The 22,013-nt window shown below is 48.8% G+C and carries 22 protein-coding genes and 1 other annotated feature; of the genes, 19 read left to right on the top strand and 3 right to left on the bottom strand.

Annotation, left to right across the window (positions count from 1 at the left end; genetic code table 11):
* Nucleotides 1-31 precede the first annotated feature (31 nt).
* The 11 genes from EJP77_RS05770 (at nucleotide 32) to EJP77_RS05720 (ending at nucleotide 9,760) form a co-directional block, all read left to right on the top strand.
* The gene (locus EJP77_RS05770; protein ID WP_127198168.1) at nucleotides 32-1,234 is read left to right on the top strand and encodes a DUF58 domain-containing protein; all 1,203 of its coding nucleotides are present in this window, start codon (nucleotides 32-34) and stop codon (nucleotides 1,232-1,234) included.
* A complete protein-coding gene (locus EJP77_RS05765) occupies nucleotides 1,227-3,440 on the top strand; it encodes a transglutaminase TgpA family protein (RefSeq protein WP_127198167.1) in 2,214 nt (737 codons plus the stop codon). Before EJP77_RS05770 ends, EJP77_RS05765 begins: the two co-directional genes overlap by 8 nt.
* Nucleotides 3,441-3,550: 110 nt before the next feature.
* Nucleotides 3,551-4,075 (top strand): YqeG family HAD IIIA-type phosphatase, encoded by a 525-nt coding sequence (locus EJP77_RS05760; protein ID WP_127198166.1) that lies wholly within the window; start codon nucleotides 3,551-3,553, stop codon nucleotides 4,073-4,075.
* A complete protein-coding gene (gene yqeH / locus EJP77_RS05755; protein ID WP_127198165.1) occupies nucleotides 4,075-5,202 on the top strand; it encodes a ribosome biogenesis GTPase YqeH in 1,128 nt (375 codons plus the stop codon). Before EJP77_RS05760 ends, yqeH begins: the two co-directional genes overlap by 1 nt.
* 65 nt (nucleotides 5,203-5,267) lie before the next feature.
* Complete coding sequence (locus EJP77_RS05750) at nucleotides 5,268-6,134, top strand: shikimate dehydrogenase (RefSeq protein ID WP_127198164.1); 867 nt, start codon at nucleotides 5,268-5,270, stop codon at nucleotides 6,132-6,134.
* Nucleotides 6,135-6,191: 57 nt separating this feature from the next.
* Nucleotides 6,192-6,488 carry a ribosome assembly RNA-binding protein YhbY gene (gene yhbY, locus EJP77_RS05745; RefSeq protein ID WP_127198163.1) on the top strand — a complete coding sequence of 99 codons (297 nt, stop codon included), beginning with the start codon at nucleotides 6,192-6,194 and terminating at the stop codon, nucleotides 6,486-6,488.
* Nucleotides 6,489-6,508: 20 nt separating this feature from the next.
* The gene (locus EJP77_RS05740; RefSeq protein ID WP_127198162.1) at nucleotides 6,509-7,105 is read left to right on the top strand and encodes a nicotinate-nucleotide adenylyltransferase; all 597 of its coding nucleotides are present in this window, start codon (nucleotides 6,509-6,511) and stop codon (nucleotides 7,103-7,105) included.
* Entirely contained in the window at nucleotides 7,086-7,655 is a 570-nt protein-coding gene (gene yqeK, locus EJP77_RS05735; protein ID WP_127198161.1) for a bis(5'-nucleosyl)-tetraphosphatase (symmetrical) YqeK, read from the top strand. Before EJP77_RS05740 ends, yqeK begins: the two co-directional genes overlap by 20 nt.
* A gap of 43 nt (nucleotides 7,656-7,698) precedes the next feature.
* Nucleotides 7,699-8,046, top strand: coding sequence for a ribosome silencing factor (gene rsfS, locus EJP77_RS05730; protein WP_127198160.1), 348 nt, complete (start codon nucleotides 7,699-7,701; stop codon nucleotides 8,044-8,046).
* Nucleotides 8,043-8,960, top strand: coding sequence for a CvfB family protein (locus EJP77_RS05725; protein ID WP_127198159.1), 918 nt, complete (start codon nucleotides 8,043-8,045; stop codon nucleotides 8,958-8,960). The genes rsfS and EJP77_RS05725 overlap by 4 nt, the downstream gene beginning before the upstream one ends.
* A gap of 26 nt (nucleotides 8,961-8,986) precedes the next feature.
* Nucleotides 8,987-9,760 (top strand): class I SAM-dependent DNA methyltransferase, encoded by a 774-nt coding sequence (locus tag EJP77_RS05720; protein WP_127198158.1) that lies wholly within the window; start codon nucleotides 8,987-8,989, stop codon nucleotides 9,758-9,760.
* A 48-nt stretch (nucleotides 9,761-9,808) separates the two neighbouring features.
* On the opposite strand, the gene EJP77_RS05715 is transcribed toward EJP77_RS05720, so the two are convergent.
* Complete coding sequence (locus EJP77_RS05715; RefSeq protein ID WP_127198157.1) at nucleotides 9,809-10,120, bottom strand: ArsR/SmtB family transcription factor; 312 nt, start codon at nucleotides 10,118-10,120, stop codon at nucleotides 9,809-9,811.
* A 258-nt stretch (nucleotides 10,121-10,378) separates the two neighbouring features.
* On the opposite strand from EJP77_RS05715, the gene EJP77_RS20575 reads away from it, so the two are divergent.
* On the top strand, nucleotides 10,379-10,516 hold the full coding sequence (locus EJP77_RS20575; protein ID WP_185897160.1) for a hypothetical protein: 138 nt from the start codon (nucleotides 10,379-10,381) through the stop codon (nucleotides 10,514-10,516).
* Nucleotides 10,517-10,588: 72 nt separating this feature from the next.
* Nucleotides 10,589-10,844 (top strand) — a binding site (T-box leader).
* Between the two features lie 111 nt (nucleotides 10,845-10,955).
* Nucleotides 10,956-13,397, top strand: coding sequence for a leucine--tRNA ligase (gene leuS, locus EJP77_RS05710; RefSeq protein ID WP_127198156.1), 2,442 nt, complete (start codon nucleotides 10,956-10,958; stop codon nucleotides 13,395-13,397).
* Here the strand turns inward: leuS and comER are convergent.
* Nucleotides 13,394-14,233 (bottom strand): late competence protein ComER, encoded by an 840-nt coding sequence (comER, locus tag EJP77_RS05705; RefSeq protein ID WP_127198155.1) that lies wholly within the window; start codon nucleotides 14,231-14,233, stop codon nucleotides 13,394-13,396. The genes leuS and comER overlap by 4 nt on opposite strands.
* A gap of 112 nt (nucleotides 14,234-14,345) precedes the next feature.
* Here comER and EJP77_RS05700 point away from each other — a divergent pair, with 112 nt between their 5' ends.
* The 6 genes from EJP77_RS05700 to holA all read left to right on the top strand — a co-directional run bounded on the left by EJP77_RS05700 (nucleotide 14,346) and on the right by holA (nucleotide 21,483).
* Nucleotides 14,346-14,846, top strand: coding sequence for a ComEA family DNA-binding protein (locus EJP77_RS05700; protein WP_127198154.1), 501 nt, complete (start codon nucleotides 14,346-14,348; stop codon nucleotides 14,844-14,846).
* Between the two features lie 16 nt (nucleotides 14,847-14,862).
* Nucleotides 14,863-15,384 carry a deoxycytidylate deaminase gene (locus EJP77_RS05695; RefSeq protein ID WP_127198153.1) on the top strand — a complete coding sequence of 174 codons (522 nt, stop codon included), beginning with the start codon at nucleotides 14,863-14,865 and terminating at the stop codon, nucleotides 15,382-15,384.
* 236 nt (nucleotides 15,385-15,620) lie between these two features.
* On the top strand, nucleotides 15,621-18,227 hold the full coding sequence (locus EJP77_RS05690; RefSeq protein ID WP_127198152.1) for a DNA internalization-related competence protein ComEC/Rec2: 2,607 nt from the start codon (nucleotides 15,621-15,623) through the stop codon (nucleotides 18,225-18,227).
* Between the two features lie 210 nt (nucleotides 18,228-18,437).
* A complete protein-coding gene (locus tag EJP77_RS05685; RefSeq protein WP_127198151.1) occupies nucleotides 18,438-18,986 on the top strand; it encodes an RNA polymerase sigma factor in 549 nt (182 codons plus the stop codon).
* Complete coding sequence (locus tag EJP77_RS05680; protein WP_127198150.1) at nucleotides 18,983-20,191, top strand: anti-sigma factor family protein; 1,209 nt, start codon at nucleotides 18,983-18,985, stop codon at nucleotides 20,189-20,191. Before EJP77_RS05685 ends, EJP77_RS05680 begins: the two co-directional genes overlap by 4 nt.
* Nucleotides 20,192-20,463: 272 nt before the next feature.
* Nucleotides 20,464-21,483 (top strand): DNA polymerase III subunit delta, encoded by a 1,020-nt coding sequence (gene holA, locus EJP77_RS05675; protein WP_127198149.1) that lies wholly within the window; start codon nucleotides 20,464-20,466, stop codon nucleotides 21,481-21,483.
* A 120-nt stretch (nucleotides 21,484-21,603) separates the two neighbouring features.
* Here the strand turns inward: holA and rpsT are convergent, their stop codons facing one another.
* Nucleotides 21,604-21,876 (bottom strand): 30S ribosomal protein S20, encoded by a 273-nt coding sequence (gene rpsT, locus EJP77_RS05670; protein ID WP_068616180.1) that lies wholly within the window; start codon nucleotides 21,874-21,876, stop codon nucleotides 21,604-21,606.
* Between the last annotated feature and the right edge of the window lie 137 nt (nucleotides 21,877-22,013).

The following is a 22,013-nucleotide window of genomic DNA, read 5'->3' as shown; positions in this document are numbered from 1 at the left end:
AAGCTTATCGGCTTTAAAGGGAGGATCAGGGATGAAGCGATTATGGAGACCGGGGTTATTGTGGTTGGTATGCCTGTTGTACACCGTATATCAAGGCGGCAAGACCTCGATCATGCTGCTGATGATGGTAACGATCCTGATGGTCTACTGGATTCTTTGCAGCTGGATCGGTCTGAAGAAGATGAGTGGAACGCGCTCCCTGTCTATGGACGGAGGCTTGGGAGGCCAGATGCAAGCGGGAGATCAGGTCCATGTCAAGCTGAACCTGGAGCATCGCGGCTGGGCGCCTCATCCATTTATTGTGGTCCGCGAGATGTTAAAGCGGCACAGCGGCGGTTCCTGGGCTTTTGAAGAGAGTGTAATTCCCCGCTTCCGCTCAGGAGCAGAGATCTCCTTCCAGACACCGCCTTTGGAGCGGGGCAGGTATTCATTTGCCGAGACCGAATGCCATGCAGAAGATATCTTCGGGCTCATCAAGCATACACGCACATTTGATTTCAAAGGTGAATTCTACGTGCTGCCGAGAACCGTATTTATTCCCTATTGGCATTTAACCGACCGTAACTCCCGGTTTGCGGGTCCGGAGAATGCCCAGTCGTTGTCTCGGCGTGAGACAACCCAGATTAATGGAGTAAGGGAATACGTATATGGTGACCGGTTGTCGAGAATTCACTGGAACGCTACAGCGAAGACGGGAAGCTGGAAATCCAAGGAGTTTGAGCATGAATCACTTCCGAAGACCGTACTGGTGCTGGACGCGGGTCTGAACAGTTATCCGGACCCGGCCGAATTCGAGCTTGCCATATCCACGGCAGCCTCCTTGCTGGATTACAGTGCGAGAGAGCGCATAAGCATTGGCATGTGCACACTAGGAAGCAGCTTTAAGGGATTTCTCCCGATGAACAACACCGCAGACCGGCAGCGGATGGTGCAGCATTTGGTGGACCTTAAGGCTGATGGCCAGGGGAGTTTAAAGGAAAGACTGGCAGGCAAAAAAGAACTATTTGCACCCGGTACATTCTTTGTGCTTATTTCTTCCCGGACTGACAAAGAGATAGTGGAGACCCTGCAGTGGGCGAAGTCCAATCAGATGTCCCCTTATCATATATTTATTGGTGAAGCGCCGCAGGATGGCCGTTTCTTAACTTCTTTACGTCAGCAAGGGCTGCGGGGGATTGTTGTTCCTTCTCTACAGGAGCTTCCTGTATCCATGAGAGGAGGACGTTATGATTAACAGCTTCAAGAGAGTACAGTACTCATGGTATTTCATATTTTGTATTATTTGGGTCATGGTTATGGCGGTACAATGGATCAATTTCGTCAAGCCGATCTGGTACGATGAGACCTCGGTGCTGGTCCTGGATGTGTTGATTGCCTCGGCTGCTGCCGAGATCGTATTGCCTTTTAACAGGTGGCTGAAATGGATCGTGAAAAGTGTCGTTATCGCCATTATTCATTATTCTGTGTTATCTTCCTATGATGTTTTCGTTACAGATGGACCTCTGCTGCCTATTGGAATCATCCAGTTCATGAAAAGCCTGGATCCATATATCTGGTTCTCTCTGCCGGCATGGGGACTATTTGAGCTGGCGATTCGGCTTGCAGATTATCGCGGCTTTATCTTTCTATTTACAGGAATCAATATCGTTACCTTCGCTATTCTGGACTCGTTCACCAGCTATTATTTGTGGACACAGGTGGCCTGGACGGTCTTCGCCGGACTTGGTTGGCTGGTCAGCTTTCATTTCCGCAGGTATCAGATTAAATATCCTCAAGGCTGGTACCACTTGCGGATGTATCCATTCAGAGTGTTCGTAAATATTGTGGTCGTGTTCTCTTGTGTGCTGCTGGTTGGGGTGAATATGCCTGAGGTGGCTCCTCTGCTGACTGACCCTTACTCGGCCTGGCAGAACGCGCAGGGGAACAATAATGTGAAGGTGAAGGAAACGGCTGAGAAGACTGGGCAGTCTGCTTCAGGTTACAGCCGGGATGATTCAAAACTTGGTGGCGGATTTAATTTCGACTACAGTACCGTCATGACGGTAACTTCACCTAAGGCCGCTTATTGGCGGGGAGAGACCCGAGACATCTACACCGGTACGGGCTGGGTGGAGCCTCAGGATCGTACCGAGGATGGAACGGTTGATATTCTGGATCAGTCCATGAGTTTCTACAGTCTGGGAAGAAAGGTGAAGACCGAGAAGGTAGAGCAGACGATTGTAATGAGCGGGAAGCGAAGCTATCCGGTTCTATTCGGAGCCTATTCCATCTCTCATATTAGCCTGCTTAATGATGAGGAGAAAGCCAAGGCTCCATTAGCTAGATGGTATCCCGAAGACAGATCTGTGAAATGGAATGGCTTTGACCGAAATGCGAAAAATGCCGGCTATCCGTCCGTCTACAAAGTGGTGTCCGAGATGCCGGTTATTCCGCTGAATGAGCTGCGAAGCGCCAGTTATAAGGCACTTTATCCTAATGGAGTTGACGGCAAGTATGTTCAGCTGGACCCTGACTTCCCGGACAGTGTGAAGCAGCTTGCTGAGAAGGTAACCGCAAAGGGAAAGACCCCTTATGAGAAAATGGTACTGCTGCAGGATTATCTCAAGACCACCTACACGTACACCAATACCCCGGACCTCACCCGCAAAGTCCATAAGGACCTGGTGGAAGGCTTCTTGTTCGATATCAAAGAGGGCTATTGCGACTACTTCTCCACCTCAATGGTGACTATGGCCCGTTCAATCGGTCTGCCCGCCAGATGGGTTAAAGGTTTCTCCACAGGACATCAGGAATACCAAGGTCCGGAGAATCTGACCAATGAACCCACGGGTCCCTATATGGTAACCAATGCGGATGCCCATTCTTGGGCCGAAGTGTATTTTGGCGAAGACTATGGCTGGGTTACGTTTGAGGCTACACCGGGTTTTGACGCTCCACTGAATACGGCCGACGACGAGATGGATAACCAGCCCGCGGAGCCGGCTTCAGCTGAACCTGAAGACGTTGAACCAGAAGCCGCGTCTGCACCTCAGACGAACTCAGCATTCCTTCGCTGGTTCTTATCGATCACGGCAGGTATACTGCTAATTCTCGGTGGGTATCTCTTGTGGAGATACCGCAGCGCTCTGTACTATGCCTATCTTCGTGTGAGAAAAGGTCGTGAACTGACCTCCGGAGAAAAAGTTGTGGTAGAGACAGGCCGCTGGCTGAGCTTTATGAGAAGACGGGGATTTACCAGAGAAGAGCATGAGACTCTTCGTGAAGCAGTTACCCGGTGGAAAGACGATGCTCCTGATATGGCCTCGCCATTTGATGAGCTGCTGCTGCAATTTGAGAAGGCGAAGTACAGTCCGCATGCCGTCTCGGAGCAGGATTGGAGAGCCCTTCAGGTGATGCTGCAGAATATAAGCAGATCTTTGAAAAAGACCTATTCACACTAATGCAATCATCCAATTAGGAAGCCTCGGGAAGCACTTTTTCCGGGGCGTTTCTTTTTTACTATAAAGAAAGATTATGGTATAGTTTGTCGTAGAAACTGAGGTGACGACATTTGTTTGAGAAGTTGATGCCCAAACTTAGGGTGAACACGGTGTTTGATATTGATCTGGAGGGACTCTATGCCTCTGGCTACCGGGCCATCATTACAGACCTGGATAATACGCTTGTAGGTGCGAAAGAACCTTCGGCAACACCCATCCTTGTAGAATGGTTTGAAAAAGTGAAACAGCATGGTTTTAAACTTGTGATCGTGTCAAACAATAATTTGGGACGGGTGTCTTCATTTGCCACCCCTTTAAATATTGAATTCATTCACAAAGCCAGGAAGCCATCCAATATACCCTTTCATAAAGCCCTGGGGCTGCTCGGATATAAGCCGAGTGAGACGGTTGTGGTCGGTGATCAACTGCTTACCGATGTCTATGGAGGGAATCGCATGGGCCTGTATACGGTGCTGGTTCAGCCGATTGCCCTTGAAGATGAAGGCTTCGTCACCCGGTTCAATCGCCGGGTAGAACGTATCGTTCAAAGTCGTTTGCGTAAAGTTGGAGTATGGACCGAGGAGGACAAGAACTAATGACAGAAGGACCGCTTTTCCCGGAAGGGAGAAAGTGCAGCGGATGCGGCGTGAAGCTGCAGAATGAAGATGCGAACAAGCCCGGTTACCTTCCAGTGCAGGCATTGGAACGTGAACCGGTCATTTGCCAGCGCTGCTTCAGAATCAAGAATTACAATGAATCCTCATCTGTAACTGTAGAGCAGGATGAATTCCTTCGTCTGCTCAGTCAGATTGGAGAGAAGGATGCACTTGTCATCCACATCGTGGATATTTTTGATTTTGAGGGCAGTGTAATTGGAGGCTTACAGCGGTTTGTTGGCACTAATCCCGTGCTGCTGGCTGTGAACAAGATTGACCTGCTTCCGAAGGTAACGAATTGGAACAAGCTGTTGAACTGGGTTCAGAAGCAGGCGAAGGAGCTTGGACTTAGGACTCAGGATATCATCTTCTGCAGTGCCAAGCAGAACAAGGGGTTTGACCGCCTGCTTGAGGCGGTGGAGCAGTATCGGGGAGACCGGGATGTCTACGTCGTTGGCGCTACTAATGTGGGCAAATCCACACTGATTAACCGTTTGATTCGCGATTATAGTGATCTGGATCAAGAGCTGACCACTTCACGTTATCCGGGGACGACCTTGGATATGGTCAATATTCCGCTGGACGATGGGCAGTATATCATTGATACACCAGGGATTATGTATCCTTCGCGTTACAGTGAGCTCATTGGCCCCAAAGACTTGTCTGTAATTATGGCCGACAAGCCGCTTAAGCCGATCGTCTATCAGCTAAACGAAGGACAGACGCTTTATTTCGGCGGATTTGGCCGTTTTGACTTTATACAAGGCGATCATCAGTCCTTCACCTGCTTCGTCAGCGGCAAGATGCCGATCCACCGGACCAAGCTGGAGCGAGCGGATGAGCTGTTTGAGAAGCATGCCGGGGAAATGCTGTCTCCTCCGAACCGCGACGAGATCAGCAAGCTTCCAGCATGGACAAGACATGAATTCCGGATTCCGCGGGGAAGCCGGAGCGATATCTTCATTTCCGGACTTGGCTGGATCAAGGTTAACGGAGAATCAGGGGCGGTCGTGGCCGTTCATGTTCCGAAAGGAATCAAGGTGCTGCTGCGTCCATCCTTGATCTAGAATTAGCAATGATGTTACATGGAGTGAACCTGAGTTCAATCCATGTGAAGTGGGGAGGTTGCCTAATGGGCAAGGAGATTAGCCATTCTTCAGGACCGCTATTATTAGGTGTTATGGGAGATCCCATTGCACATTCCAAATCTCCCGTAATGCATGAGGCGGCTCTGCGCGCTGTGTCTTTGCCGGGGAGCTATGTGCCTCTGCATGTTAAGCCTGACCGTTTGGCGCAGGCAGTTGAGGGAGTAAGAGCGCTTGGCTTTCGCGGGGTGAATGTTACGGTTCCGCATAAAGTGAGCGTGATGGACCTGCTGGATGAACTGGATGAAGGAGCGCGCCTCATCGGTGCGGTAAATACAATCGTTAACCATAACGGTGTACTTACAGGCTACAATACGGACGGAATTGGTTATGTACGGTCATTGAAGGAAGAGGCTGTGCCTGATTTGAAGGGGAAGACGATCCTTGTCCTTGGAGCTGGAGGCGCTGCTAGAGGGATTATTTATGCACTTCTACAAGAATCGCCAGCACAGATTATTGTGGCGAACCGCACACCGGACAAAGCCAAACAGCTTGCCGAGGAATGGTCGGGTCTCGGGCATTTGACGGGATGCGGGAATGACGACATTGCCGCTGCGGTGAAGAATGCAGATGTGCTGATCAATACAACCTCGGTCGGCATGCATCCGGCCGTAAGTGAGATTCCGATAAATCCGGAATGGATACCGGAGGGAATTGTCGTAAGTGATCTCATTTACAATCCGCTGCAGACCGAACTTCTTCGCCAGGGTGAGATCAAAGGCTGCCGTACACATGGCGGACTAGGCATGTTCATCTATCAAGGCGCGTATGCTTTTGAATATTGGACAGGCTGTGAAGCTCCGGTCGGTGTGATGAGGGAAGCGGTACTTCGCAGCTTACAGGGTATACTTTAAATACAGAATATGAATATTGGCCAAGAGTAGCGGCCATCTAAGGAGTTAGAACAACACATGCTTACAGGCAAACAAAAACGTTTTTTGCGCAGTCAAGCGCACCACTTGCAGCCCATATTCCAAGTTGGAAAAGGCGGTACCAATGAACAAATTATCCGCCATATTACCGATGCGATCGAAACTCGGGAGCTGATTAAATTATCCGTCCTGAACAATTGTCTGGATGACCCTAAGCAGATTGGTGAAGAGCTGGCAGCAGATTCAGGTGCTGAGCTGGTCCAAGTCATCGGAAGGACTATTGTTCTCTACAAAGAGTCCAAGGAGAATAAGCAAATCGAGCTTCCTAAGAATTAATTCGGAAGGATGGTTGGATCATGAGAAAAATCGGAATCATGGGCGGAGCGTTCGATCCGATTCATGTCGGCCATCTGCTCGTCGCCGAAGCGGCCAGAGACCAGTTCGGACTTGAAGAGGTCTGGTTCATGCCCTCTCATCTTCCGCCGCATAAACGGCAGGCCGGGGTGAGCGGTCAAATGAGGCTTGAAATGGTAGCCGAAGCGATCGAAGGCAATCCGGCTTTCAAGCCGCTGGATATTGAGCTTGTACGCGGCGGGATATCTTATACGATCGACACCATGAAGGAATTGAAGGGGCAGCATCCGGATATCGAGTTTTATTTCATCATCGGTGCGGATATGATTAACTATCTCCCGAAATGGGAAGGCATTGAAGATTTAGTGCACATGGTCAAATTCATCGGCCTCCAGAGACCGGGGAGTATGCTTGATCTGGATACGCTGCCGCAGTTTATAGAAGATGCGGTGCTTCTTGCCGAGATGCCGCTTGTGGATATCTCTTCTAGTCTGATCCGTAGACGAATGGCCAAAGGGCAGTCGGTTCGCTATATGGTACCTGAAAGTGTATATGAATACATGATAAGGAGCGGAATCTATGCGGTACAGCCGGGATGAATTGATCAAGGCGGTATCCGGGCAAATGCCGGAGAAGCGCTGGAAGCACACGGAAGGCGTAATGAAATCTGCTGTTGAACTAGCTAAGCGGTATGGAGCCGATCCGCAGAAGGCGGATCTGGCGGCGCTTATGCACGATGTGGCCAAGTTCTGGCCTATTGATCAGCAGGAGCAGGTGATTCGTGAGAATCATTTGAACCAGGACCTGCTTGGAAATGACAAGCAGCTGTGGCATGCTGAGGTAGGGGCATTTGTTGCTAAGCGGGACTACGGGATTGAAGACGAAGAAATTCTGGATGCGATTCGCTATCATACATCTGGCCGAATTGGCATGACCATGCTGGATAAGGTGATTTGTCTGGCTGATTATATTGAACCCGGTAGGGATTTTCCGGGTGTGAATAATATAAGGAAACTGGCGAATCATAGCCTTGAAGAAGGGCTGATCGCCGGACTGGATTCAACGATCCATTTTTTGCTTGAGAAGAGAAAAGTGATCTATCCGCTTACTGTTCTTTCGCGTAACGATCTGATTCGGCAAATCAAGTGAAGATTAGAGACGAAGCTCACTTTTACTATTAGGAGGTAAATGAATGACAGTAAGTCCAAACGAACTGCTTAACATAACTATAGAGGCCGCTGATGACAAGAAGGCAGCCAACATCGTAGCGCTGGATCTGAAGGGGATTTCCATGATTGCAGACTATTTCGTCATTTGTCACGGGAATTCGGATACTCAGGTTCAATCTATCGCAACAGAGATTCGCAAACGCGCTCAAGAAGCGGGGACAACGATTCGTGGAATTGAAGGCATGGATTCAGCTCGCTGGGTACTGATGGATCTTGGTGATGTGGTCGTACACATCTTCCACCGCGATGAACGTGAATATTATAATATAGAGCGTCTGTGGTCAGATGCCAAAGTGGTGGAGACGGTATGAGTCTGATTGCGGGTACGATTGTCTCTCTGATGATTGACAGGGAGGTCTCGCCCTACGGTTTCTTTCTAAGTTATGGTTCTGAGGATGTTCTGCTGCATTACACAGAGCTGACCCGCAAGGTTGAGCCAGGGGATACCGTTGATGTATTCCTGTTCTATGATACGGAGGATCGGCTTGCTGCCACAATGAAGACGCCTTACCTGACACTTGGAGAACTGGCTTTGCTTGAAGTAGCCGATGTTCATCCGAGGCTGGGTTGTTTTCTAGAGATGGGACTAGGCAGGCAGCTGCTGCTGCCGATCCGGGAGCTGCCGGAGCTTAAAGAGCTTCATCCGCAGGTAGGAGATCAGGTATACGTAATCATGGAGCATGACAAACAAGGCAGACTCAAGGCAAAGCTGGCCGGTGAGCAGGAGCTTGCTCCGCTGGCTTTCCACGCCCCTACGACTTGGAATAATCAATGGCTGGAAGCTATAGTCTACAAGCCGCTGCAAATGGGAACCTTTGTCGTTGTTCAGGGTGGTGTGCTTGGATTTGGCGCGATCGGGATGATCCACTCTTCTGAGCGCAGCAGGCTGCTGCGTCTTGGGGAGCGTGTGAACGTGCGAGTGGCACATATTCGGGAGGATGGACGGGTTAACCTGTCTATGGCTCCGCGCAAGGAAATCGGCCGCAATGAGGATGCCGACCGAATTTTAGAATATTTGGAGAGTCGGCCAGGCGGCGGTATGCCTTACTCGGATGCCACCCCGCCGGATGTCATCAAGCAGCGTTTCGGAATTAGCAAGTCTGCATTCAAACGCGCCATGGGCAAGCTGATGAAAGAAGGAAAGATCCGTCAGGAAGAGAACTGGACTTATCTCATCAAGGAAACTGCAGCTAATGACACAAGTGACGGAGACGGACTAGCCTAAGCTTCTATGGAAAGCGGTGTTGATGGATGGCTTCATATCGCAAATTCGCGTATGTTTATGATGAATTAATGGAAGACATGCCCTACCCTGACTGGATTCGGTTCGCAAGAACCGCTTGGGATAAGCTGGGGATGCCCAAGACGGTGGTCGAGCTTGGCTGTGGAACCGGAAGCATAACCATTCCGCTTGTTAACTCAGGTTTTGAAGTAACGGGCATGGACTTGTCTCCGGATATGTTGGCGGTAGCCAGGCGCAAGATGGAGCAGACCCCGCGCGGTAACAGACTGTTCCGGGATGGATCCGTGCGCTGGGTTCAGCAGGATATGAGAGAGTGGGAGATGCCAGAGCCCGTCGACTCCGTAATCTCCTTCTGTGACTGTATCAATTATTTGCTGGAGCCGGAGGATCTCACCAGGACATTTAAACGTACATTTGAGGGACTGAAACCAGGTGGAACTTTTCTCTTTGACGTTCATCATCCGAACACCTTGAAGCGGTATGAGGAAGATCAGCCGTTCATTTGGGACGAGAAGTCCGTCTCATATATTTGGACGTGTGAGAGAGATGCATACCGAAATGAGATTGAGCATCATCTGACGATATTTGCGCGGGAACAGGAGCAGGGCTCCGATATGTATCGCAGATTTGAAGAGACGCATATTCAGCGTGCTTATGATCCCGATTGGATCAGCATAGAGCTTACGAAATGCGGTTTTTCACAGGTGAACTGTTATGCTGACTTCGAATGGGTTGAAGCTGGTAATGATGCGGCCAGACTTTTCTATGTGGCGGTAAAATAAATTAATTAAACAAACAGCCGGTCATCCCGAGGATGACCGGCTGTTTGTTTAGAGCTCCTTTCCAATATACTTGGCTAATTGCTGAATGGTGTCTTCATTCCTGCGGTAATACGTCCATTGGCCTATGCGTCTAGCTTCCAGCAGACCTGAACGTTGAAGCAGAGACAAGTATTGTGACGTCGTGGACTGGGACATGCCCGCCTTCTCCTGAATTTTGCCAACACAGATCGCATCTTTGAAATCGTGCTCATCTGCGAGGGGAACCGCACTGGGGAAATTCATCTCCGGTTCTTTAAGCCACAGTAAAATCTGCAGCCGGGTTTCGTTCGCTAGAGCTTTAAAAATAGTCAAGTAATCCATGGCTTCATTATATTTGTTCTTCCCGACTTGTCAAAGCATTTCCTCAAAGATAAATTTACCTGAAGTTAACAAAAGTCAAAGAAATTCATGAAATGAACTCATTTGCGTCTAAAACCTTATATTTTAGATAGGTAAATAGTTAATTAGGATATTAGTAACAAAGTTTACCTTATTTTCAGGGATGAAGTTAACAGCAGAACTTAGGCACAAAGGGGTGTTAACTGCAAATTATATCAGAGTGCGAATGAGATTCTTGTCATGACGAGCACCTTCTCAGAGAGAGCGAAGCAAATATCTAATACGGCTCATGAAGTGTCAGCGATTATGGAGGAGATCACCTCTTCATCAGAGGAACTGATGATTTTGACTAACAAGCTGTTCGAGAAGACAATTTAAAGTCTAGAAGTGGGCACCTGGCATTGACTATAAGCGAAGATATGAATATAATAATTGTTAATAAAATTGGATACTTAAGCTATGATGAGGACCAGTAATTCAGACCTAGTCACACAGAGAGCCGGTGGGGGTGCGAACCGGTTGACCAGACTGTAATGAACTCGCCTCGGAGTTATGATGCAAGCCGGGAACCAGGCAGGTTAATGCTGGTATACTGGTGAACATACATCGTTACACCCGCGTTAAGGGTGCTAAAGTGAGCGCAGAACAAAGCATGTTGACGCGCTAACTAGGGTGGTACCACGGGAATAATCCTCTCGTCCCTAGCGGTAATAACGCTATGGACTGAGAGGTTTTTTTGTGACAAATTAACTAACTATTGAATACCCGAAATTGAATTCAGATGTACAGATGTGTAATCCAAGGAGGATCTTATTTCATGACAGAGAAGAACGGTAATAATCATGTCTATCACCCACAGGCAATTGAGCCTAAGTGGCAGGCATACTGGGATGAACACCAGACTTTCAAGACGAGGGAAGATGCAGGCAAACCTAAGTTCTATGCCCTCGATATGTTCCCTTATCCATCAGGTGCCGGCCTGCACGTAGGTCACCCAGAAGGCTACACGGCTACAGACATCGTCTCCCGCTACAAACGGATGCGCGGATATAACGTGCTTCATCCAATGGGTTGGGATGCTTTTGGTCTACCTGCTGAGCAGCATGCGCTCGATACGGGTGAACATCCTCGTCACATTACAGTGAAGAATATCAACAACTTCCGTCGTCAAATTAAGTCGCTTGGCTTCTCTTACGATTGGGATCGGGAGATCAGCACTACGGACCCTGAATACTATAAATGGACACAGTGGATCTTCATCCAGCTGTATAACAAAGGACTTGCTTACGTCGCAGAAGTGCCCGTGAACTGGTGCCCTGCACTTGGAACTGTTCTGGCTAATGAAGAAGTCATCGACGGGCTGAGTGAACGTGGTGGACACCCGGTCATTCGCAAGCCGATGCGTCAATGGGTTCTTAAGATTACTGAGTACGCTGAGCGTTTGCTTGAAGATTTGGAGGAGCTTGACTGGTCAGAAAGCATTAAAGACATGCAGCGCAACTGGATCGGTAAATCGGAAGGTGCAGAAGTTGATTTCACAATTGAAGGCCAGACCGAGTCTTTGACCGTGTTCACGACGCGTCCTGACACTTTGTTTGGGGCCAGCTATGCGGTACTTGCACCTGAGCATGCCCTTGTCGAGGTGATTACGACTAATGACCGCCGCGAGGCTGTGAAGGCCTACCAAGAGCAGGCTGCCCGCAAGAGTGATCTGGAACGTACAGATCTTGCAAAAGAGAAGACAGGAGTCTTTACAGGGGCTTATGCGATTAATCCAGTCAATGGTGCGAAGGTGCCAATCTGGATTGCCGACTATGTACTTGCTGGTTACGGTACAGGTGCAATTATGGCTGTTCCGGCTCATGATGAGCGCGACTATGAATTTGCGAAGCAATTTGATCTGCCTATTCTTGAAGTGGTGTCAGGCGGGGACGTCAGCAAGGAAGCTTATGCCGGTGACGGTGAGCATGTCAACTCCGACTTCCTGAACGGACTGAATAACGAAGAAGCGATCAAGAAAGCCATCTCATGGCTGGAAGAGCAGGGTAAAGGTAAAGGCAAAGTCACCTACCGCCTGCGTGACTGGCTGTTCAGCCGTCAGCGCTACTGGGGTGAGCCAATTCCAATTCTGCATCTGGAAGACGGAACTATGAAGCCGGTTCCTGTGGATCAGCTTCCGCTTGTTCTGCCTGACGTGGAGCAGATCAAGCCATCAGGAACAGGAGAATCACCACTGGCCAATGTGACCGAATGGGTGAATACTACAGATCCAGAGACAGGTCTGCCAGCACGCCGTGAGACCAATACCATGCCGCAGTGGGCAGGAAGCTGCTGGTATTACCTCCGGTTCATAGATCCTCACAACGATAAGGAGCTGTGCTCGCCAGAGAAACAGAAGGAATGGCTGCCAGTTGATCTGTACATCGGGGGCGCGGAGCACGCTGTTCTGCACCTGCTGTATGCCCGGTTCTGGCACAAAGTTCTCTATGATCTTGGCGTGGTATCTACGAAAGAACCCTTCCACAAGCTGGTTAACCAAGGGATGATACTTGGAACCAACAACGAGAAGATGAGTAAATCCCGGGGTAACGTCATTAACCCGGATGAGATTGTTAATGAATATGGGGCAGACACACTTCGTATTTACGAGATGTTCATGGGACCGCTTGAAGCTACCAAGCCTTGGAACGCAAACGGGGTTGAAGGAACCTACCGATTCTTGTCCCGTGTATGGCGTTTGTTCATCGGTGAGGACGGCGCTGTTAGTTCAAAGATCGTGGACGGAGAAGGTAGCGAGGAGTTCAAACGCACTTGGCATAAGACGATCAAGAAAGTGACAGAGGACCTTGATGGACTCCGCTTTAATACCGCCATCAGCCAGCTGATGATTTTTATCAATGAAGCCTACAAGACAGATGTAGTCCCTAGAGAAGCGGCAGCTAATTTCGTACAGCTGTTATCCCCACTTGCTCCGCATATTGCAGAGGAATTGTGGCAGCGTCTTGGTCATGAAGAGAGTGTAACTTATGTGGCATGGCCGTCCTATGACGAGGCTTGGACTGTGGACGCAGAGGTGGAAATTGTTGTGCAGGTGAACGGCAAGATTGTGGATCGTGCTAAAATTGCCAAGGATTTGGATCAAGCTGCCATGCAGGAGTTCACTATGGAGCTTCCGAACGTTAAGAAGGCAATCGAGGGCAAGACGATTCGTAAAGTAATTGCCGTACCTGGCAAGCTTGTAAATATTGTTGTTGGTTAGTCATCTCTTTCTTCCAGCTGGCTAAAGCTTGTATCGAGTGTAGTCAAATCATGTTCATGCTTACGTGTAGTGGCTTGAATTAGTTCTGGGAATACCGAAATTAAATGCTGCTTGAGTACGGAAAGGCCTTCCGCAGTTACTCCCCCGGGAACGGCTACTCGCTGGGTAAGCTGTTCCAGTGAGAAGCCACCCTCGGTGAGAAGGCGTCCTGTACCAAGCAGCATTTCTGCGCCTAGATGTACAGCCGTTGCCCGATGAAGTCCGGTTAACTCCGCTGCAGAATCTGCCCATAGTCCAAGAATAAAAGCGAGGAAGGCTGGTCCACAGCTTGAGATATCTGAAGCAGCCCGGACATGGGCTTCTTCAATCAGCACCGGGGTGCCCACCGAAGAGACCAGCTGTTCGAGCAGCAGCCTGTCTTCCGGAAGAATACGCTGGCCATACATGCAAAGGGAAGCGCCGCTCAGAACGGCGTGGGTGATACTCGGTACAACTTTGGCTACCTTGCATGGAAGAATGCCTTCGAGGTGACTGATCTGAACCGGGCTAGTTATGGATACAACAATTTGATCGGGGTTTAAGGCTTCCTGAATTTCACTGAGAACATGCGGGAACTCCAGGGGTTTCACACAGAGAAATATAATATCGCTTTGGAACACAGTCTGAACATTACTGCTCACGGCCGTTAGGCCCGGATATTTGGCCGACAGTCGTTCAGTTCTGGCTAATGTACGGCTGCTTGCCGTAATCTGCCGAGGTTGCAGTGCTCCGGAACGTAGAAATGACTCAATTAGAAGACTTCCCATACTTCCTGTTCCGATAAATCCTATTCTCATCACGGAGATCTCTCCTTCTGCGCGAAGGCGCGGCTTCGTCGTTTACAATGTATGCAGCTCAGATAGATATTCATGACAATGAATTTATAGATTTGAGATTGGAGCTGGATGAATGTATAGAAAGTTGGTTGGAACAGCCGTTGTATCGGCGGTAATAGGTGCAGGTCTAATGCTGCTTGCAGTAGGAGCAAGACCGCCTGCAGGTCTTGATGGGTGGGTCCCGGTAAATAACCAGGCAGCCAAGGCCATAGAGTCACAGGAAGAGACGAAGAGAACCTTGGAAGGTCCGGCTTCAGATAAAGCAGTGAAGAGCGGCAGCGCTGAGTTCCGTTCAGCGGAAGCTAAGGCGGAGGCATCCGTAAGCCCGTCCTCTATGGATAAGAGCAGTAGTTCGAATTCTTATAAGTCCTCTGAACAGACACAATCCATCAACATCAACACCGCTGGGCTGGAGGAACTTCAGAATATACCGGGTATTGGGGCTAAGAAGGCGGCTGCCATTGTGGACTACCGTAATCAGCATGGTGCCTTCAGTAAGGTGTCCGACCTAACCAAGATCAAAGGGATTGGTCCAAAAATGCTTGAAAAAATGAAGCCTTTTATCGGGCTTTAGATAGGAGTTGGGGAAGGTGAACCTGGATAAACGGAAAGATTGGGATACTTATTTCATGGATATTGCTTATATGGTGTCCACCCGTTCGCGCTGCAGCAGGCGCCATGTAGGTTCAGTTCTTGTACAAGGCAAGAAGCTGCTGGGAACAGCTTATAACGGTGCGCCATCGGGAGTTCCGGATTGTTCTGAAGCCGGCTGTATGATTGCCGAGGAATATGAACTGGTTACTGAGAACGGCCAGGAGGAGCGGATGATCAAGAAGCAGCGCTGTGTTCGGACGATTCATGCGGAGCAGAATCTGCTGCTTTTTACCGATCGGATTGACCGGGAAGGCTCCAGTGTATATGTGACTGATGAGCCGTGCTGGACATGTGCCAATATGCTCGCAAATAGCGGGATTACCCTAATTGTATACCACCGCCCGTATCCTAAAGATTCGGCTAAAGTTAAGGCCATGATGGATCAAAAAGGGATCATGTTCAGGCAGCTTGAAGGTTATTGTCCGCCACCGGAGACGGTCCAGAAGGTGCAGGATTAGTGGAGGGTATACTCACTCGGAGCAGTTACCGGTAGCCATACCCGTAAGTAGTTCCCGTTAGCAGTTCCTATAGTAGTATCATAGCAGTACCTGTAATGGTATTCCTGGTATTACTGAATAGATGGTAAATTAATAGCTTTGTGCTGAGGAAGAACCTCATCTTGCGATGGAAGCAGGGTGCGGTTCTTTTTATTTTCTTCTAAATTACTGGGTGGAATGAAAGGAGATAGGGGGGGATGACTCGGAGACCACTGTTGATAGCTGTGTGCTTGTGGATCACAGGCAGTGTAATGGCAAGTCAGTATCAAGGATGGCTTTTCTGGTGTTTTTGGACAGGAGCGACATTGGCTTTTCCTCTAATAGGTCACCTAACTAAGTGCAGCTGGAAGCAAACTCTGATATACTGGCTGCTCTTCGCGGCTTCAGCTCAGTTCTGGAATTATAATGAGATCAGGAATGTGAGCATGATAACGAATATTTTGGACACACATGCTATAACAGCGGAAGAATCTGTAATCAGCAAGGCGGCGGGAGTTATCGTCTCTGCTCCCGTTACGGATGGGGACCGAACGGATTTTAGGATCAGGCTTACCCGTATCTCTATAGATCGGCCAGAACAGAATTCGCTGACTGTGAACGATCTGCGTAGTGAAATGGTGATTGTACAGGTTCGCCTGCTTAGTGAAGAGGAGCTTGGAGATTCTCGAAAGTGGGTACGGGGACAAGTTGTACAATTGAAGAATGTGAGTCTCGCCTCACCTGCTCCGGCCCGCAATTTTGGCGGCTTTGATTACAGCGAGTATTTACATAGGGAACACATTCACTGGATATTCAAAGTTAAAGGGGCAGCAAATGTCCAGACGGCAGCGGGGAGCTGGAGCTTTACTGCCATAATGGGATGGACAGATCAGCTACGGAGTCAATTGGCCGCCCGTATCAGTCAGTTATTTGAAGAACCAAGTGCCGGTTTCATGAAGGGGTTGTTAATCGGCGTAACCGATGACCTCGATCCGGAGACCTACAGCAGCTTTTCCCAGCTCGGTCTAACCCACATTCTTGCTATTTCGGGAAGTCATGTCGCTATTAATATGAGTATCTTGTTCTGGCTGCTAAGACGATTTAGAGTCAGCCAAGAGAAAGCTTATCTTGTCGTGCTGATATTTATCCCGCTCTACGTCTTACTAACTGGGTTGACCCCTTCTGTGGTCCGATCTGGAATCATGGCTATGCTTGGCATTTACTTGCTCCGAAGGGGGCTTTTTAAGGATGCTTTGAATATTTTAGCGGCGGCAGCTCTCTTGATGTTAATCTGGGAGCCGTATTATTTGTACAATATTAGCTTTCAGCTATCCTTTATCGTCACTGCTGGATTAATCCTGCTTGTCCCTTTGGTGAATCCGTTATTGAGCTTTCTCCCGGACAAAATAAGAACTGCCGCATCCATGACCCTCGTGGCCCAGATTGTATCGTTCCCCTTAACCATCTATTATTTCAATCAATTCTCTCTGCTGTCCCTTACAGCCAACTTCCTCATCGTACCTATTGTTGGGGTGTTCTCTCTATCCGCCGGGACTGCTGCTCTACTGCTTAGCTTGTTGTGGCTGCAATTAGGCAGATGGATCGCCTATCCCGTCCAAATAATGAATGAGCTTACATTTATGACAGCATCCTGGATGAATAACCGGAGCGGATTTATGACCATCTGGAAATCACCCACGGCAGGCTGGGTAGCCGCATACTATATTGTCATCTACTGTTTCTTGTATCTAGGTAGACGAAGAGCAGAGTCAGAGTATCCAGCTATCAGTAATTTTGCCTCCAACGAGACTCAGCCTCTTACTCCGGATTTATCCCCTGTATCAAGGGTTAGCAATCTGAGTCGCCGTAGGCTCAGAATCTACTCCGTGGGCCAAGTTCTAAGCTGCTGCGTTCTGGTGGGACTGTTGTATACCGGATATCAGCCGGAGAACCCTTATAACACGGGAACGGTCCAGTTCCTTGATGTTGGCCAGGGGGACTGTGCACTTATTACTACACCTGAAGGCCGGAACATCCTGGTGGATGGAGGGGGTACCGTTACATTCGGGAAGCCGAAGGAAGCTTGGAGGAACAAGAAAGAGCCTTACGAGGTCGGTGCGAAGGTGGTCGTGCCTTTGCTGAAGAAAAGAGGTGTTCACGAGCTTGACGCCATCATTCTAACGCATGGGGATCAGGATCATGCCGGGGGACTTCAGGCCGTGCTGGATTCTATTCCAGTACATGCATTATTAATAAATGGAACTCTTACCGACACCAAGACCATCAAGGATCTTGTACATACGGCCCTGAGCAAAAAGATTAAGATTTACTCCATCTTCGGGGGGATGCAGATTAAACCGGACAGCCGCACGATGCTGACGTTTCTGGCGCCTGTTACGTCTGTAGAAGGTAACGCGGGGAAACTCCCTTTTATCCAGGAACAGAACCATGTATCCATTGCATTTCTAATGGAGATGGACGGTGCCCGCTTTCTATTCACAGGAGATATGGACACAGCCTCAGAGCAGGACGTGCTTGAGAAACTGGGTTCCTCCGAGAGTCTCGAAACTCTCGATGTTCTAAAAGTTGCCCATCATGGAAGCCATACATCGACCTCAGAGGACTGGCTGGATTACTGGAGGCCTAAGGCAGCCGTCATTTCTGTGGGTGTGTCGAACAGCTACGGTCATCCACATACGGATACTTTGGATAAATTGAAAAAGCGGGAGATTCAGATCCACCGCACCGATGAGATGGGTGAGATCCAAATACAAGTACGCTCCACGGGGCTAGTCACACGACATAAGCTGGCTCAGAAGGACTAAAATCACTATATGAAACCATTCCTCTGCGCGTATTGAAGGCCCGGATGACTCTGTGTCAGATTTCTGTTATTCTTAGGTGAGACTTATGGCATAAACAACCAGTGTTTTTCCATATTATTTCTGCGGTAAAATGAGAAAAAAGAGAAGATGTTATTGCAACATATTACCTAAATGTAACGTCTGTATAGTTGCAAGGAAGGGGGATCCTTTGTGGTCGAGCAGGGACTCATCAGAGCCGCTCAATCAGGCGATCGCGACGCTCTAATTACCCTATTGCGAGAGATAGAACAACAGGTGTATCGCACAGCCTATTATATTCTGAATAATGAGCAGGATGCCCATGATGCCGCCCAGGAAGCACTTATTCGTGTGTATACCAAAATTGATTCCTATGAAGAGAAGGCTCAGTTCAAGACCTGGGTTCAGCGGATTGTAACCAATATATGTATCGACAAATTTCGTCGCAGCAAACCTACCGTATCCATTGATGAACATGAGATGGTATTTCAGGGTAAGGAGAATGTGGAGCGGCAGGTCATGTCGACTTACTTGGCACAAGACATTCAGGAGGCGATCAATCAGCTTCCGGATCATCATCGCTCAGTTGTCGTACTTAGATATGTTCAGGACTTATCCTATAGTGAAATTGCCGATTGTCTAGACCTCCCGCTTAATACTGTTAAATCCTATTTGTTTCGAGCAAGGCAACAGCTACAGAACTTACTACAAGATTATCAGAAAGGTGGTGTATCAGGATGAAATGCCCGGAAGCGGTGGAATGGATGCATCGTTATTTGGACGGGGATCTGAGTGTTGAAGAGAGCGATCGTCTGATTGTGCATCTTCGCAGCTGTGATAATTGTGCTGAAGCGTTCGGGTTACTGAAACATTTGTCGGACAATCTCTATCAGCTTCCGGATGTAACTCCGAAGTATAGTATTGTCGACTCCATATTGCCAAAACTTCAGGAGATTGATAGAGCGCGTGCGGAAGAAGGAAGCACACTTGAGCTGACTCAGTCCGAGGTTCCTTTAATGAGAACAGTTCAGAGCCGGACCACTCAGCCGAAGCGAAGTTCAGTTTGGCGCAGCAGGTCTTCAAGATCTTGGGTCGGCGGAGTGGCTGCAGCGGCCGTGATATTAGGTCTCTTTATCTATCAGCATGAGCCTACTTCAGTACCTAATGCTGAAATTGCCTCAACTGCAACTTCATCTTCTCATCAGGAGAAGTCAATTACAGATGAGAATTCACCCGGAACGGCTGCATCGGATACGGTGACTCCTTCTGGGGGTCAAGATCAGACTGCGAAGTCCACGGATGAAGTAGCTCCCTCAGCTGATAGCGAGCAGGCGGATGCGAAGACGGAATTGAAGACAGAGGCATCCACTAAGGATAACGAGATGGCGAATAATTCGGCTGCAGCTCCCAAGGAGCAAGGCAGCTCGGTTCAGTCCTCTGTACCTGAGAAGAAGACACAGCAGAGTCCAAAGAAAGAATCGGCTTCTATTCGTGACAAGAAGACAACAGCCGCTGGCGCAGACTCTTCCTCAGTGCATGAATCTGCTTCCTCTGACAAAGTCGATGCGAAGAAACCGGCAGATACACAGGGGAGCCAAGAGAATCAGGTAGCTGAGGCTCCTGACAAAAAGGTCACTGCAACTGGACCTGTCACGAAGCCTGACAACTCCTTCATGGGAATTACCAGCTTCCCGCCAATTAAAGTGTCCCCGGACGGTAAATATACGGCGGAAGTCGAACAGAATCACCTGAAAGTCTATGTCAATGACGGACAGAGCCGGACACTTTTGTCAGACATTAATTTAAATGGAGATTGGGTGAAGGGTGAGTGGTCTGAGGATAGCAAAATCTTCAATTATCAGACCTCAAAGGATGAGATCACTAAAGATTACTCCATTAACGTAGATAATACGGATAAGGGAAATTCCACCAATTTGTCACAATAGGAACCTTTTCAGACCTATCTGAATAGGTTATATAATAAGTAACGAGCAATGAGTTTCCTGATCGTCTATGACCGCCGGGCAGAGAGTTTCTAGAGCTTTCTTGCCTGACGTTTATATAGATGTTCCGGGACAAAGAGACCTTAGTGCCATATGGTACGGGTCTCTTTGTTGTTTTATCGTAAGGTTGCATCACGTGGATCAGGGGCCGAGCGTAGACTTGGAAACAAGTTTTACATACAATAGAGAGGTAATGGCAGGAGGGATAAGCAGCTTTGGACATGAAGGCAGCAATCAAAGAGATTAAGAGGGGTCAAGTATCCCCATTATATTTATGTTATGGCTCGGAGAAGTATCAGATTCAGGAATTTATTCAGCTGATTCAAGATCAGATTGTTGATCCGGAGAATCGTGATTTCGCCGTGGCCCACTATGATCTGGCCGATACCCAGATCGAGACGGTTGTGGAAGAGGCAGAAACGCTGCCCTTTCTTGTAGAACGCAAGCTGGTTCTGGTTCGTGACAGCTCGCTGTTCTCAGCCGCTAAGGAAAGTGGGAAAATTGAGCACAAGGTTGATCGCTTGCTGGCGTATCTCGATAATCCGGCTGAACATAGTGTCGTCGTATTTACGGTAAATGGGGAGAAGCTGGACGAACGGAAGAAGACCGTCAAAGCCATGAAGGCGAAAGGGCAGGTGCTCTCGTTCATGCCACTTGGAGGCAATGAGCTGATTCAGTGGGTGATCAAGCAGGCCTCCAGCCGGAACTGCACTATGGATGAGACGGCGGCTGGGGCGCTGCTGGCCAGTGCCGGAGTGCAGATGGCTGCGCTGTCTGCCGAGGTGAACAAGCTGTGTCTATATGCTGGAGCTGGAGGTACTATCACAACTGAGGCGATTAACCAGCTCGTAGCACGGACGACAGAACAGAATGTGTTCGGCATGGTCGAGGATATTGCCAATCTCAAGCTCGAGCGAGCCTTATCCACATTCTACGAGCTGCTCAAGCAGCGTGAGGAGCCGATTAAGATTGCTGCTCTGATTGCAAGGCAGTTCCGGATTATGCTCCAGGTAAAGGAGCTCGGCGGACAAAGTTATTCTCAGCAGCAGATCGCCTCACAGCTGGGACTTCATCCGTATGCGGTTAAGATCGCAGGTGAGCAAGCTAGAAAGTTCGAGGTAAGCCGGCTCAGACGTTCATTATCGGAGCTGGCTGAGCTGGACTTCCGGATGAAGAGCGGCCGGATCGATAAGGTTCTTGGACTTGAAATGTTCCTGCTCGGACTCGGAGCATAATAGAGAGGGCTTTGGCGGATATGCCAAAGCCCTCTTCTGGGTCCGCTGCGCAGCCAATCAAAAAACGGGCACTTCCCAGAGGGAAGTGCCCGTTTCATGCATTTGACATATAATAGCGCCTTACGCTTGCTTTGTAAGAGCGTTCAATTTTTTTGCCAAGCGGGATTTCTTACGAGCAGCTGCATTTTTATGGATCAAACCTTTCGTTACGGCTTTATCCAATTTCTTGGAAGCTGCGGCGAAAGCGGCTTTAGCTGTGTCCACTTCGTTGTTAGCCAGTGCGGAATCAGCGGCTTTAACAACCGTACGAAGAGCAGACTTTTGAGAAGCGTTCAGCGCGCGGCGTTTGTCATTAGTTTTCACACGTTTAATGGCGGATTTAATGTTAGGCATTGCATTCACCTCCTGTAAAGCATCTATCGAAAATTCACAACTTAAAATATTTTAGCATGTGCCCTTTTAAAAAGCAATAAATTCATCATAAAACATCTATTGTATAATCTGCACGCCTCTCCCGCACAATAAAGGAA

The sequence above is a fragment of the Paenibacillus zeisoli genome (assembly GCF_003994465.1).
Classification (GTDB): domain Bacteria; phylum Bacillota; class Bacilli; order Paenibacillales; family Paenibacillaceae; genus Fontibacillus; species Fontibacillus zeisoli.
Note: the sequence above shows the minus strand (reverse complement) of the source record. Positions and strands in the feature narration are given on the sequence as shown.

What these genes read in the sequence shown, in the direction of transcription:
- EJP77_RS05700 (WP_127198154.1), top strand. Translation starts at nt 14,346, where the DNA reads ATGTATAGAAAGTTGGTTGGAACAGCCGTTGTATCGGCGGTAATAGGT.
- yqeK (WP_127198161.1), top strand. Translation starts at nt 7,086, where the DNA reads ATGCGGTACAGCCGGGATGAATTGATCAAGGCGGTATCCGGGCAAATG.
- EJP77_RS05690 (WP_127198152.1), top strand. Translation starts at nt 15,621, where the DNA reads ATGACTCGGAGACCACTGTTGATAGCTGTGTGCTTGTGGATCACAGGC.
- yhbY (WP_127198163.1), top strand. Translation starts at nt 6,192, where the DNA reads ATGCTTACAGGCAAACAAAAACGTTTTTTGCGCAGTCAAGCGCACCAC.
- rsfS (WP_127198160.1), top strand. Translation starts at nt 7,699, where the DNA reads ATGACAGTAAGTCCAAACGAACTGCTTAACATAACTATAGAGGCCGCT.
- leuS (WP_127198156.1), top strand. Translation starts at nt 10,956, where the DNA reads ATGACAGAGAAGAACGGTAATAATCATGTCTATCACCCACAGGCAATT.
- EJP77_RS05765 (WP_127198167.1), top strand. Translation starts at nt 1,227, where the DNA reads ATGATTAACAGCTTCAAGAGAGTACAGTACTCATGGTATTTCATATTT.
- yqeH (WP_127198165.1), top strand. Translation starts at nt 4,075, where the DNA reads ATGACAGAAGGACCGCTTTTCCCGGAAGGGAGAAAGTGCAGCGGATGC.
- EJP77_RS05750 (WP_127198164.1), top strand. Translation starts at nt 5,268, where the DNA reads ATGGGCAAGGAGATTAGCCATTCTTCAGGACCGCTATTATTAGGTGTT.
- rpsT (WP_068616180.1), bottom strand. Translation starts at nt 21,876, where the DNA reads ATGCCTAACATTAAATCCGCCATTAAACGTGTGAAAACTAATGACAAA.
- EJP77_RS05715 (WP_127198157.1), bottom strand. Translation starts at nt 10,120, where the DNA reads ATGGATTACTTGACTATTTTTAAAGCTCTAGCGAACGAAACCCGGCTG.
- EJP77_RS05725 (WP_127198159.1), top strand. Translation starts at nt 8,043, where the DNA reads ATGAGTCTGATTGCGGGTACGATTGTCTCTCTGATGATTGACAGGGAG.
- EJP77_RS05770 (WP_127198168.1), top strand. Translation starts at nt 32, where the DNA reads ATGAAGCGATTATGGAGACCGGGGTTATTGTGGTTGGTATGCCTGTTG.
- EJP77_RS05740 (WP_127198162.1), top strand. Translation starts at nt 6,509, where the DNA reads ATGAGAAAAATCGGAATCATGGGCGGAGCGTTCGATCCGATTCATGTC.
- comER (WP_127198155.1), bottom strand. Translation starts at nt 14,233, where the DNA reads ATGAGAATAGGATTTATCGGAACAGGAAGTATGGGAAGTCTTCTAATT.
- EJP77_RS05680 (WP_127198150.1), top strand. Translation starts at nt 18,983, where the DNA reads ATGAAATGCCCGGAAGCGGTGGAATGGATGCATCGTTATTTGGACGGG.
- EJP77_RS20575 (WP_185897160.1), top strand. Translation starts at nt 10,379, where the DNA reads ATGACGAGCACCTTCTCAGAGAGAGCGAAGCAAATATCTAATACGGCT.
- EJP77_RS05720 (WP_127198158.1), top strand. Translation starts at nt 8,987, where the DNA reads ATGGCTTCATATCGCAAATTCGCGTATGTTTATGATGAATTAATGGAA.